The organism is Akkermansia sp. RCC_12PD, assembly GCF_036417355.1.
GTDB lineage: Bacteria > Verrucomicrobiota > Verrucomicrobiia > Verrucomicrobiales > Akkermansiaceae > Akkermansia.
The window spans coordinates 2,256,586-2,270,661 of sequence record NZ_CP143889.1 but is presented as its reverse complement, the minus strand read 5'-3'; the positions used below and the strand labels follow the sequence as shown (position 1 = coordinate 2,270,661).

8 protein-coding genes are annotated in these 14,076 nt (G+C 53.4%); 7 read left to right on the top strand and 1 reads right to left on the bottom strand.

The features are described 5' to 3' along the window. Positions 1-31 precede the first annotated feature (31 nt). The 6 genes from V3C20_RS09605 to V3C20_RS09580 all read left to right on the top strand — a co-directional run bounded on the left by V3C20_RS09605 (position 32) and on the right by V3C20_RS09580 (position 7,707). On the top strand, positions 32-199 hold the full coding sequence (locus tag V3C20_RS09605) for a hypothetical protein (RefSeq protein ID WP_330935364.1): 168 nt from the start codon (positions 32-34) through the stop codon (positions 197-199). A gap of 17 nt (positions 200-216) precedes the next feature. Then, positions 217-1,851, top strand: coding sequence for a hypothetical protein (locus V3C20_RS09600; RefSeq protein WP_130083878.1), 1,635 nt, complete (start codon positions 217-219; stop codon positions 1,849-1,851). A 937-nt stretch (positions 1,852-2,788) separates the two neighbouring features. Beyond that, complete coding sequence (locus V3C20_RS09595) at positions 2,789-4,186, top strand: efflux RND transporter periplasmic adaptor subunit (RefSeq protein ID WP_130083879.1); 1,398 nt, start codon at positions 2,789-2,791, stop codon at positions 4,184-4,186. A gap of 59 nt (positions 4,187-4,245) precedes the next feature. Further along, a complete protein-coding gene (locus tag V3C20_RS09590; RefSeq protein WP_130083880.1) occupies positions 4,246-4,950 on the top strand; it encodes an ABC transporter ATP-binding protein in 705 nt (234 codons plus the stop codon). Next, the gene (locus V3C20_RS09585) at positions 4,947-6,311 is read left to right on the top strand and encodes an ABC transporter permease (RefSeq protein WP_130083881.1); all 1,365 of its coding nucleotides are present in this window, start codon (positions 4,947-4,949) and stop codon (positions 6,309-6,311) included. Before V3C20_RS09590 ends, V3C20_RS09585 begins: the two co-directional genes overlap by 4 nt. Before the next feature lie 31 nt (positions 6,312-6,342). After that, positions 6,343-7,707: an efflux transporter outer membrane subunit gene (locus tag V3C20_RS09580; protein WP_161981292.1), complete on the top strand. Its 1,365-nt coding sequence runs from the start codon at positions 6,343-6,345 to the stop codon at positions 7,705-7,707. Positions 7,708-8,510: 803 nt separating this feature from the next. Here V3C20_RS09580 and V3C20_RS09575 read toward each other — a convergent pair. Next, positions 8,511-8,852, bottom strand: coding sequence for a hypothetical protein (locus V3C20_RS09575; RefSeq protein WP_330935363.1), 342 nt, complete (start codon positions 8,850-8,852; stop codon positions 8,511-8,513). A gap of 172 nt (positions 8,853-9,024) precedes the next feature. Between V3C20_RS09575 and V3C20_RS09570 the strand changes: the two genes are divergently transcribed. Then, positions 9,025-14,070, top strand: coding sequence for an RHS repeat-associated core domain-containing protein (locus tag V3C20_RS09570; protein WP_149875244.1), 5,046 nt, complete (start codon positions 9,025-9,027; stop codon positions 14,068-14,070). Positions 14,071-14,076: the final 6 nt, after the last annotated feature.

The following is a 14,076-nucleotide window of genomic DNA, read 5'->3' as shown; positions in this document are numbered from 1 at the left end:
TCATCACAAGGCCCTATGGACAGCGGAAACATTGGCTGCCATTCTCGAATCCCTGGGATATGAGATTTCCATCTGCTCCCTGGGAGAGTCTTCCCATCCCCATCTGCAGGGCGTGGAAAAGCATGCAACCCAACAGGGACATGCATTCAAGGATCTGGAAACATCCTGCGTGGAAGCAATGAAGCCTTTTAATTCCTAATAAACGGTCATCCGAGTATGAAATGCGTGCTGCTCCAAGCGCCGGGAGAAATTCTTGAAGGAAGCGCTGAGTTGAATGAATTGGGATATCAGGCTGCCAGCTATCCTGTTTCCCAGAAAGTGGAAAAACTGCTGGATACGCGTTGCGAGGAGTTTACGGAATTTCTCGGGATGCATCCGGAGGCTTGCGACAAACCCTATGTACGTGTGCTGCGTATCTCGTTTGCCAACATGATTCTGGATCCTCAATTCAGGGAAGACGATCTCATTATCTTTGGAGAAAGTAATACCACCCCCGCCATTCCGGAGGAAAGGTTGCAGCCTGTTCTTGAGGAGATGGTCAAAAGCCATCCGGAAGTTGATGTCTTCCGGCTTTTTCACGAGTTCAGCCAGGAAGCGCCCAAGCCTCCCTGCCCGTGGGAAAGAATTGAGTTCGAACCTTACGCCACCTCCGGTCATACTGCCGGTTCCGCCTACGTATGTGGAACGCATGCCCTGGTCATTCCCGCTTCAAAAAGGGAAAAAGTCGCCCGGATTTTTTCTACCTGCCGCCTCCCCCCAGATACAGCCCTGGAGGCGGCCAATGGAAACGGTGAGCTGAGTATCATGGTGACGAAGTACAATTGCTTTTACCAAAAACCAAGAACCCGCCTTTTTGACAAATCAACCCTGTACAGCTACAGGGAAAGAAAAATGGCACTTTGCCTGTCTTCCTACAAGCGGTTTGAAGATTTGCAAAGGCAGATTTACTGCATGATGCATCAGTCGTACCGGAATTTCCATCTGTTCGTCGCCGTTAAAGGAATGTCCAGCTTTATCTTCCAGTCCATTCTTATTCCCCAATTCCAGGAATTCATCGACGAGGGACGTCTTACTCTGAGATGGTTTCCCAACAAGAACCAGCTTTCCAATTTGGCAGACACCATACGCGGACTGGACACAACGAATTATGAATTATTCCTTAAGATAGATGACGACGATTTTTACGGACGGGATTATCTTCTTACCATTAATGAGTTTCATTCGGAAATACCCCAACACCATTGCAGTTGTTTCAAGGATTGGAGCTGGGTGCATTACAAATACGGCGGAATTTCCTCACTCCAAAAGGAATTTTACTATGTTTTCGGAGCATCCATGGTACTTACCCGTTCCGTGATGGAACGCCTTATGGCCTGTGAAGAACATCCTGAAATGATTCATCCAATCGTGCAACGGTGGGATCACATACCCGGACATGGAAATATCGGCTTCAGCGAGGATAATTTCATCCACAAGCTGATGCTTGAAAACGGGTATAGCAACATCGCGCCTTTTATCGCCAAGAAGAAGATCACCCACCATATCATCGTGCAGAAGGCCAATGCTTCCGTCACGCGGGGATACATGCTGGACGGAGCATTCCAGAAAGCCAACACGAACGTTTCCCATGATGTTGATTCTTTTGAATATGTTCTCGGTCTCCGGCATCCGCAATGGAGTGACGCCTTCCGGGTTTTTGGAACATGCGGCAACAGGGTAAGCAATAATGATGCGGCGAAGATTCTTTCCATTTCCCCGGAAAAAATCGTGCTGGAGTGGGAGAAATGGGGAGAAGAGAGCTTTGTCCGCCAAGAGGATGGTTCCTACGAATTTCAACAGCCAGAGAAGTGATGCGCATCAAAGCAATCCGAAGGAAAATATCTAACGAAATATCAGGCATATTCATACGCTGAGGTGCAAGTACTCATCTGAATTTCTAAACCAGTATTTATTTTTCACAGTTCACGGCAACCAACTAAAATTTTCACTGCGGCCCATGTGAAAAACCCCATGCCATATATAATACATGGCAACCGGGAATATCTCCCTGAAACGGGAACGGCCGAATGCCGCACGCTCATCTTTCCCATGAGCCAGTTATATTAATGAATTAGTGGAATGAATATGCCATCATTGCAAGGGATGCGGCAGGAAGACCCCTGGCACAACTGATGCCTCCGGCACAGGGCGGCTCAAGCAGCCTTTGTCCTGGAGCAGCTTCTCCGTTGTTCCTCACGGCTCCTGACAAGTTGAAATGGTGAATCCCCCCTCCCCATGCAGATTGTGGGCGGAAGCGGCTTTCCGTTCACTTCAGAATGAGCGCATGCGGGCATGGAGAATCATGGATTTCAGATATTCCGCCGCACGACGCTCCCGTTCCTCCGCCGTACGGATACGGCCAGGACGATTGAAAAAATGAAGCAGTGCGGACAACAAATCAATTAAATCATTCTTGTACATACGGATGGATTGTTATTTCCGGATCAAGCGATCTCTCATCATTGGTTTAGCAAAAAACGTGCCAAATTTCAGGAAATGCCATAACATTTTTATTATTAATAATGGGTAGTATTCCAATCCAGAAATTCCACCTTTCCATTGATTTTCATTTTTGTAAGAAACAGGCCCCGCATTACAACAATGTAATATTATTAGTTAATATACCATAACTGTTCACATTCGGAAGAGTATCCTTGACCCGTCCTGAAATCATGAGAGGATACCCTCCGTTACGAAAAAGTTTTAACATGTGTGCAACTTTTTCATTATTGCGAAGTATATTATAGTCGTGAAGGGATTCATCAAAATCATCATCGTCATTGCCGTTCTTGGAGGCGCCTGGTTCGCCTGGGAGCAATGGAAGGGGAACGAACCGCTCCAGGTGGATTATCAGACAGAGCCCCTCACCAGGGGAGATATGATGATTACCATTGATGCCACGGGCGTCACGGAACCGGACGAACTGGTGGACGTGGGCGCCCAGGTAAGCGGCATCATCATGGAGTTCGGCAAGGATCTGAACGGCAAGGTGGTGGATTATTCCAGCCCGGTCAAGGCAGGCCAGATGCTGGCGGAAATCGACAAGCTGCCTGTGCAGCTGGACGTGCAGAAGGCGGAAGCCTCCAAGGCCCAGGCCCAGGCCGGAATAGCCCGGGCCAGGGCGGACATCCAGCAGGCCAAAGCCAAGCACCACCAAGCCAAGCTGGACCGGGAACGTGCGGAAAAGCTGGGACCGGGGGACGCCTTGTCCAAGTCCAGCTACGACCAGTATATTGCAGATGAAGAGACCGCCCGCGCCAATGTGGCCGTGGCGGAAGCCTCCCTGCTGGAAGCGGAAGCCTCCCTCAAGCAGGCGGAAGCCGCCCTGAAAAAGGAAATGCGGAACATGGAATACACCACTATTTCATCTCCCGTGGACGGGGTGGTGATCAAACGCCTGGTCAACATCGGCCAGACGGTAGTTTCCAGCATGAGCGCCTCCAGCCTGTTCTACATCGCCACGGACCTTTCCAAATTGAAAATATGGGCCGCCGTGAATGAAGCGGACATCGGAAGCATCAAGAAAGGCCAGGACGTGATATTCACCGTGGACGCCCATTCCGGCAGGAAGTTCAAGGGGACGGTGGACAAGATCCGGCTGGACGCCACGATGACGTCCAACGTGGTTACTTACATCGTGGACATTGACGTTCCCAACCCGGACAAGCTTCTCATTCCCTATCTGACGGCCAATGTGCAATTCATTGTCCAGGACATCAAGAATTCCCTGCTGGCTTCCAATGCGGCCCTCCGCTTCCGTCCGGATCCGGAACTGCTTACCGCCGAACAGAAAGCCGCTTTTGAAGAGATGCTGCCGGAACTGGCCGCTCCCGTCCAGAAGGGAGAGGAGAAAAAAGCCGTCATCTGGGAACTGAGGGATAATGTCCTTTACCCCCACCTGGTCACCAAGGGGGAAAGCAACGGCATGCTCACCCCGGTCAAGGGGGAAACGCTCCGGGAGGGTATGGAAATCGTTTCTACGGCCCAGGTTTTAAACCGTTCCAGCAATTCCGGCGACGGACCGTCCGCCTCTGCGGGCGGGGAAAATCCCTTCGCGCCCAAAATGCCGCCGCGCCGCAAGCCGAGCACGGGCAACACCAGCCAGGCTCCCGGGGGAAGCAAGGGCGGCCCGCCTCCGCGTCCCTGATCCGGAACTGCCGCCATTCTCGCCTAACAATTCTTTTACCGCTTCAAGCATTCAATAACGTGATCCGCTTACGTGACATAACCAAGGTGTACCATCTTGGAGAAATAGACCTCCCGGTGCTCAAAGGCATCACTCTGGACATCAAGGAAGGGGAATTCGTCTCCCTGACCGGGGCATCCGGTTCCGGCAAGTCCACGCTGATGAATATTCTGGGCTGTCTGGACCGTCCCACTTCCGGCCACTATTACATAGCCGGGGAAGACGTAGCCAAATTCAACCCGGCGGAACGGGCCATATTACGGAACAAGCGCATCGGCTTCGTCTTCCAGAATTTCAACCTGCTCTCCCGCACCACGGCCCTGGAAAACGTCATGATGCCCGCCGTTTACGCCCACCCTGCGCTGAGCATGAAAGCCATGCGGGTGCGCGCCACGGAACTGCTGAACCTGGTGGGCCTGTCCGACCGCATGGACCATACCCCGGCCCAGCTTTCCGGCGGCCAGCAGCAGCGCGTAGCCATCGCCCGCTCCCTCATCAACAACCCCGGCATTCTGTTGGCGGACGAACCGACGGGCAACCTGGATTCCACCACCTCCAAGGAAGTGCTGCACATGTTCAAGGATCTCAACCGCCAGCAGGGCATCACGGTCATCCTGGTCACGCACGACCCCAAAATAGCCGCTTTTACGGACCGGGCCATTAATATGGAAGACGGACTGATCTGCGAAGGGATTTCCGACAAGCTGAGTAAAGAAGACGTATGAAATTCCTTCCCCTCCTTAAGACCTGCATCAAGGCCCTGGTGCGCAATCCCATGCGCGCCGCGCTCACCATTCTGGGCATCATCATCGGCATTGCCGCGGTGATCGCCATGGTGGAAATCGGCCAGGGGTCCACGCTCCAGATCAAGAGCACCATCGCCTCCATGGGGGCGGACACGCTGAACATCCGCCCCGGAGCCATCTCCAAGAGCGGAGTCAACACTGGCGCCGGCGGCAGAGCCTCACTGACCAATGCGGACTGCGAGGCCATCATGAAGGACTGCCCCATGGTGCTCCGCGCCACTCCCGTGGTGCGCGCCAGCGGCCAAGTGATTTATGGCAACAAGAACTGGAGCCCGGAAACCGTGGAAGGCGGTTCCGTGGAATACCTGAAAATCAAAAGCTGGTACGACATGGAGCGCGGCCAGCCCTTTTCCGATGAAGATGTGGAGCAGGCCAGGCGCGTCTGCGTCATCGGCCAAACGGTTGCCAAGGAACTATTCGGGGATGAAGACCCCCTGGGCAAGGATATCCGCATCAAGAACGTCATGTTCAAGGTGATCGGTATCCTGAAGAAAAAAGGAGCCAACATGATGGGCCGCGACCAGGACGACTCCATCATCCTGCCCTGGACGAGCATTCGCTACCGCCTGCAGGGCCTAGGGGGCGGCTCCACCTCGGCATCTTCCAGCAAATCCACCACTACGTTCAACCGGGCAGACAAGTATACCTCTTCTTCCGTAGATTACTATACAGAGACGACGGATCAGCCGTACACGGATGCCCCGCATCCGCGCCGCTTCAACAACATTGACTTCATCATGGCCCAGATTGCGGACCCGGAACGTTCTTCCGAAGCCATCGACCAGATCACGGAGGTCATCCGCGCCAAGCATAGCCTGAAGGACGGCCAGCTGGATGATTTCCGCGTGTGGGACATGGCTGAAATGTCCCGCGCCATGAGCAGCACCACGGAAGTAATGACCAACCTGCTGATGATCGTGGCCATGATCTCCCTGGTGGTGGGCGGCGTGGGCATCATGAACATCATGCTGGTCTCCGTCACGGAACGCACCAAGGAAATCGGCCTGCGCATGGCCGTGGGCGCCCGGCCTCAGGACATCATGCGCCAGTTCCTGCTGGAAGCCGTCCTGCTCTGCGTGGTCGGGGGCGCCCTGGGCATCCTGCTCGGCAAGGCCATCTCCACCGTCGTCAGCCGGACCATGAACTGGGCTACGGCCTCCTCCCCGGAAGCCATGGTCCTGGCGGTAGGCGTTTCCGTACTCATCGGGCTGGTCTTCGGCTGGTATCCGTCCTGGAAAGCCTCCAAAATGGACCCCATCGACGCCCTTCGCCACGAATAACCATTCACCCCTTCCCTTTTTCATGTCACCCATGTTCAAATACATCCCACTCCTGACCGCATGCTGCCTGGCTTCCTGCATGGTGGGGCCGGACTTCCAGCGCCCGGCCAACGACCTGCCGGCCTCCTGGGCAGCGGCCAAGCCTCCCCACAGCACGGACCAAGACCTGCGTTCCTGGTGGCGTATTTTCGGCGATCCCCAGCTCAACCGCCTCGTCTCCACATCCCTCAACAACAATCCGGACATGAAGGTGGCCCTGCTCCGCATCCGGGAAGCCAGGGAAAGGCTCCGCATCTCGCAAGCCTCCCTTCTGCCCTCCGCAGACGCCAGCGCCGGCTGGAGTCTGTCCCCGGACCGGGGCTTCCGCAGCTCCACCTCTCAGGATTTTACCCTGGGAGCGTCCACCTCCTGGGAACTGGACCTCTTCGGTGGCAACCGGCGTTCCATTGAGGCGTACCGCGCCTCCCTGATGTCCACGGAAGCTTCCGCCTGCGCTGTCCGCACCTCCCTGCTGGCAGACGTGGCTACGGCCTACTTCAACTGGATCACCGCCTGCGAACAACTCCGCATCGCCCGGGAACAACTGGAAATCCAGCGCGGCACCCTCACCATTGCGGAAAAACGCCACACTGCCGGATTTGCTCCCCGGCTGGACGTGGAACAGGCAACTTCAAGCGTCGCTGCCACGGAAAGCCACATCCCCGCCCTGATTGCCCAGGTGGCCTCTGCAAAAAACCAGCTTTCCGTCCTGCTCGGCACTTACAACTCACGCATGGAACTGACCATGCCGAAAGCAGCCGTCTTTGAGAAAACGCCCGTAGTTCCGGTAGGACTGCCTTCGGAACTGTTGCGCCGCAGGCCGGACGTCATTGCCGCGGAAGCGGATCTGCACACAGCCGTGGCCAACGTAGGCGTCGCCGTGGCAGACTTATACCCGCGCTTCAGCCTGACGGGTTCCGTATCCGGCCGCGGCAACGACTTCGCCCAGCTCTTCCGGGAAAACAACAATGCGTGGTCTCTGGGAGGCAACCTGGTACAGCCCCTGTTCCAGGGGGGCGCCCTGCGCGCCAACGTACGCGCCCAGCAGGCGGCGGCGGAACAGGCGGCGGAAACCTACCGCAAGACATTGATTACCGCTGTCTCCGAGGTTGAGGAAGCCCTCATCGACTACGGCAATTACACCTCCCAGATGCCATACCTGCAAAAGGAAAACGAAGCCAACAAGGAAGCGTTCAGGATTTCCATGGAATCCTACCAGGGCGGTGAAACAGAGTTCCTCAACGTGATTACCGCGCAAAACTCCTGGCTCAGTTCGGAGGAATCCCTGGTCACCATGCGCCAGAATATCCGCAAAGCTATTGTCCAGCTTGCCCGCGCCCTGGGCGGCGGATGGTAGGGAGAAACGCCTCAACGGCCAGCTTCCGTCCAAAGAGTATGTTCGGGAATAAAGAGACCCTGCCGCAATAGAAAAAATGTAAAATCGTTATTAATATTTAATTACTAATATATTAGTTAAAATACTATTTATTAAATCAAAGATTCAGGTAGGAGAATCCAAGAGATTCTTCTACCTGATTTCTTTTAGAGATGTATGGTATCACACTGTGCAGAAATAAAATTCTTTCTTCCGGAATAACGTATCAGGCGTCTTTCATTTGGGCGACCGGTAGTTCTACCGTGTCTATAAATCATTTGAACAACTTTGATTTAAAAGACAATGAACAATACCGACAACACTCCGGATCCCCGCTATCCCTTCGTTCCCATGTTCGCCAACGGCCTCCCACAGGCCGATTTCTACGTCAACGGCGTCACCGCCCCCGTTCTCATCTCCCCACGTTCCGCTTCCGGCGACACTCGCCATGAGTGGACCGGGTACCTCAAGATCATGAAACGCGGTACCTATTTCCTTTCCCTGGACGCCGATTCCTCCATCTCCCTGGCCATCCCATTCAGGAATGTGGAACTGACCAGCGAAGCAAAGGACCTTTCCGTGAAGCCGGAGAGCGTCGTGCTGGAACAGGGGTATTACTGGTGCCAAATCGTCCATGAGCACCATGCCGCCCTGGGCTCCGGACAGGAGTTCTGCATTGCCATTCTTTCCGACAAGGCGGAGGCGCCCGATATCAATTCCTACCTCGACCCCAATGTAACTCCTCCGGACAAGGAAGGAGAGGAAGTTATCACCCTGGTCAATCTTTATCGGGACGAGGAAGAAGAGACCACCTCCAGCAGCTCTTCGGAAGGGGGAGGGGATGATTTTGAGTTTGATCCCAAGTCTAGCAGTTCCAGTTCCAGCTCCAGTTCCAGTTCCAGTTCCAGTTCCAGTTCCAGTTCCAGTTCCAGTTCCAGCTCCAGTTCCAGTTCCAGTTCCAGTTCCAGTTCCAGCTCCAGTTCCAGCTCCAGTTCCAGCTCCAGTTCCAGCTCCAGTTCCAGCTCCAGTTCCAGCTCCAGTTCCAGCTCCAGTTCCAGCTCCAGTTCCAGCTCCAGTTCCAGCTCCAGTTCCAGCTCCCTGTCTTCTTCCTCCAGCGAACCGCCCACCGAAGAGGAACCATGCCCCTGTCCCTGTGACTGTGACGAGGAAGGCGATGAGAACTGCGTCCAAAAGCAACCTACTCCGGGCGATCCCGATGACGAACAGGACTGCCAGGGTGATGCCTGTGTCAATCCCCCTTCTGCAGGAGGTCCCCCTCCTCCTTCTCCGGTCAGATTCATGAGGATGGCGCAATCTTCCACCCCCTCCAGCCTCAACTCCAACATCGGGCCTTCCATGCGCTACAACCACCCCATGGCATGGAGCGCTTCCTTCTCTCAAGAGGAAAGACGAGTCACCGTCAAACGCCCCTCCGGAAGCCATATCTATTTCAAGGCCCCGGAAGGAAGTGCCGAGGCTTCTCCCGTTGGCAGCTCCAGAAAACTGGACTATCGTGTACGTCTGCTCAATGAAAACCTCACTCCCAATATCCAGGGCACTCCCGCCTACATGGACATGGTGCTTCCTTCCGGCATGATCCTGCGCTTCTCTTCCTCCACCGGAGAAGTCGTTTCGGTTACCAGTTCTTCAGGACACATCATGACCGCCGAGGAGTATGCCCGCAAGGTTCAGGTCACCTACAACCAGAACGGGTCGCTCAACAGCGTCTATTCCCGGGCCCAGGGGCTGATGCGAAGCATTCCCGGAAACAACAGCCTCACTCTGGAGTGGTACGCTCCCGGGAATGTTTCTGCCTCCCATGATGGGGAATTTGTGGTTAACGGAGAGCCCTATAAAACGGCTTTCTACGAGACTTCCCTGGAAGGAGGCGTCACGGTAACCCGCATTACCAACCAGAGGTCCGGGCAGGAACCGCGGGTTATCGAACGCCGGGAGGAAGGCAACAAGGTGAGCATCATCAAAGGGGAGGGGAATGAGCGCGTCGTACGCACGATTGAACGCAACGCCCTGCCCGGCTCCAAGTGGGAGCGGATTGAAACGGTCAGGGGCATCAATGATTCCCGGCCTTCCAGCAGTACGCGCACGGTGAAGAAGTATACCGACGGAGGCTGGCTGACCATCAGCAGTACGGAAGGGTACAATACCCCCTTGGCCCAAACGACACTCTACACGTACAACGACCAGTACCGGGTGTCATTGATCATCCAGCCCGACGGAGGCTACACGCGCTACGAGTACGACGATCAGGGCCGTGTGGTTCTGCAGGCCATGCCCTGGGCAGGCGGAGGAGAAAAGGGAACGCGCACCACCTACGCCGACCTGCGTTTCAATGATTTCAGGCCGGCTACGGAAAGGGAAGTCATCATTGCCCAGGACGGAACGGAAACCGTTCTGAACCAAAGGAGCTACACTTATGAAGACAACCCCGAAGTCAACCGCACGACAGTGACCGAAACAGCTTTGGGCTCCGATGAGGTTCACACAAGCATTTCAGAAACTTATGGGGAAGCAGCACAGTATCCCTATGCCCGGGGAAGACAGAAGATGAGCCAGGGCATCAACGGTGTTCAGACCATTTATACCTATGAAGCCACCACGGATCATGGTGCTCTCCACAAAGAGACTTCAACTGTTCAGGCTAATGGGAGCATTGTTCCCGGTCAAAGTACCAGAACCGTCCAATACATCGCTGAAAACGGCACCACCACAAGAAAAGAGCAGTACGTCCACACAGGTGAAGACTGGTCTCTAATTTCTTCTGAAGACTATGAATACGATGCCGAACTCAAATTGATCAAGACCATCAGGGGCAACGGCAGGACCAGCACAACGGAATGGATGTGCTGTGGCCCGTTAAAGGAAACCGACGAAGATGGTATCGTGACCACCTATGGCTACAACTCTGCCAGGCAGCTGGTGGAAACCATACGCTCGGCTACCGAGACAACGCCCGAAACCATTACATCCTACACGAGAGACGCTACCGGTAGAATTATTTCCATACGCTGCGACACAGGGGCCATGACCACTATGGAAAGTACAGAATATGATAATCTGGGAAGGGTCATTTCCTCCACCGACATACTGGGGCGGGTAACACGTACCCAATACAATGATAACCAGCTTACCACCACCGTGACCACTCCCACAGGAGCCACGTTGATTACCAAGAGATACTACGATGGCACCACTCTCTGGCTGGGAGGAACCGGACAGGGAAAAGTAGAGACACAGCTTGAATTGACCGAAGAAGGCATCCTCACCACAACTTTGTCCCAAGGAATTGTTCTTTCCCGCTCCGTGGAAAACGGATTTGGTCAAACCGTTCGGCAGGAAACACCCAACACGAAGGGAGGCTTCGTGGCAACTAACAACACTTATAACGCCAGAGGGCAGCTTGTCCGATCCCAAGTAGAAGACATAGCTCCCACCATTACTGACTACAATGAACTGGGGAGAGCCGTCAGGCAAACCGTTCGTTTAAACGAATTGCATCCTGATGAACCTGCTAAAAACAGAATCACGGAAAACTCTATGCGTTACCAGCTCAGAGAAGACGGAATCTACCAGGTACAAACCGCTACAACTTACAACGCCCAGGGACGTCCCTTGACTCAAGTAACAGAAAACATGGTATCACAGCTGGATTCCGTCATCGAAAGCAAAATTATTTCCACCGATGTCTTGGGACAGCAGAGCATCCAATGGACGGAATACACAGCTGCCACCAAGCGCACGCAATTCAGCAGCATTCCCACTTCAACTATCGTCGCGGAGGCTCTCATGGTTGACAGGTTCACTGTCAGCCAGACCAGCCACGCAGGCATCCATTCCTCACAGAACCGCTCCTATGTCTCCACAGGCATGATTCTAAAGCAGACCGATGCCAGGGGAAATATCACCACCAGCGAAACCGACCTTGCCGGGCGTCACTGCAAAGTCACCGACTCTGCAGGCAACGTCACCACCACCAGCTACATGCCCTGCTGCGATGCCGTCGCCCGCATCACCAATGCCACGGGAGGCACTACCTGCTATTCTTATGACATCCGCGGCAGAAAGACCGCCGAGTACGGCACCGCCATTCAACCCGCATGCTTTGCCTACGATGAAGCCGACCACATGGTAGCCCTCACCACTTTCCGGGCACAAGAAGGCGACATCACTTCCGATCCTTCCGACCGCACAGACGGAGACACCACCACATGGCTCTACGACACAGCCACGGGACTGGAATTGAAAAAAACCTATGCCGATGGTTCCTATGTTTCCAAAACCTACGACAGGCTCAACCGCCTGGAAACACTCACCAAAGCCAGGGGCATTGTTTCCTCCTATGCCTACGCTCCCCTTACCGGAGAGCTTGTTTCCGTCTCCCACAGCGACAACACCCAGCCATGGTTCTATGCCTACAACCACCTCGGGCAGATGACCTCTGTTTGCGATGCCTCAGGAACCAGAGAACTCTGCTATGATGCCTATGGCAGGATACAACAAGAGACTTCCTTTGGGACCGTGGAAAGCTGCATCCAGGAAGACTACGATTCCTTCGGGCGTCCCTGCGGATATCGCCTGATGATCGGAACCCGCACCGTGCAGCACTCCCATCTTGACTATGGCCATCAAGGTGCCATGATCGGGATGAATATGGAAGGTTTGGCATCTCCCTTTACTTGGGAATATGATGAAACCAGCGGCTTCCTCAACCAATTGTCCTATCCCAACGGCATGGTCCGCAGCAACACCTACCATCCCAAGCTCAACCTCCTGGCCTCCATCGGCTATGAGGATGCCGGGACTGGCGACATGTTGGCCGGACATGTCTACCAGTACGACCACTTGATGCGTCCCGTTCAACGGAAGGATTCATGGGACACGGCTACGCCTGCAATCACCAGAAACTTCACCTACAATAGCCGCAGCGAGTTGATTGAAGACCAGATGAGCCAAGGAAGAAGTTTTGCCTATTGCTATGACAACATCGGCAATCGCAAAACTGCCCGGGAACAGGAAGAAGAAATATCCTATCAATCCAGCCCTCTCAACCAGTACTTGAAGATTGCCCAGGGAGAACAGGACTTCAAGCCTACTTACGACGCTGACGGCAACCAGACTGCTATCAAGACCTCAACGGGGATTTGGAATGTTTGCTACGATGCCAATGACAGGCCTGTCTCCTTCACAAGTGAAGACAGACGTATGGTCATTGATTGCAGCTATGACTACATGGGTCGGCGTTTTAGCAAGAAAGTCACCGTCAACGGGAATACATTCAGCCACGCTTATTATCTATATCGAGGCTATTTGCAAATAGCTGAATTGGACCTGATGCATCCTGAGCCAATGATAGAAAAGAGCTATCTATGGGATCCGACAGAGCCGGCAGCCACGCGCCTCCTGATGATGACACATTGGAAGCAAAATGGACAAGAAATGGAGGAACATCTTTTCTTCATGCACGACGCCCTGAAGAACGTCACTTCTCTTTTTGACGATCAGCAGGCACGAAGGGCCCGCTATGAGTATGCCCCCTTTGGTGCCCTCCTCACGGCACAGGGAGACATGGCTCAGGATAACAGGTTCAGGTTTTCCTGTGAGTATGCAGACGATGAACTGGGACTTGTCTATTACAATTACCGCCACCTCAATCCCGCTGATGGCAGATGGATTAATCGAGACCCCATCCAGGAACAAGGAGGATGGAATATTTATGGTTTTATTAAGAATTCTCCAAAAAATATGTTCGATATTCTTGGACTAGAATGTGCAGATGTATTTTTATTACCTCCAGAGTGGCTTAAAGAATTTAACCAAGCATGGAAAGATAGCTTTAACAAAGACGGAACTGTTACTGAACAGGGTGGCTCTATTATCCGCCCGGCGGGAGGAATAGGATCAAGTATCCGCAGAGGAAAAGGAAATGATAGTGGAAGTTTCGGTGATTTTCCTACACCCGGCAGTGGAGAAGAAATGGGAGGGACTTTCCATACGCATCCTTATTCGGTAGATGAAGGTGGATACGAAAATGTCTCATTTTCATGTGAAGATATCAATTTTTTGACCAATAACCATAGCGGGAAATACATAATAGTCATGGCTGGAGGATGTATCTATATTATGATGATTGGAGATACTAAAAAATCCAAAAAATGTGCAGATTGTTGTGATAAGTGGAAAAAAGGGTTCAATGCGTCTCAATCTGTATCCTTTCAGAAATGTGTTGAATCCGGTGTTAAAAAAGCTATTAAAGATTGCGGCCTATGTTATTACGAATCTTGCAATAAAGATGGAAAGTTCCCCGAAATGGCTATTCTCAAAAATTAATTTGTT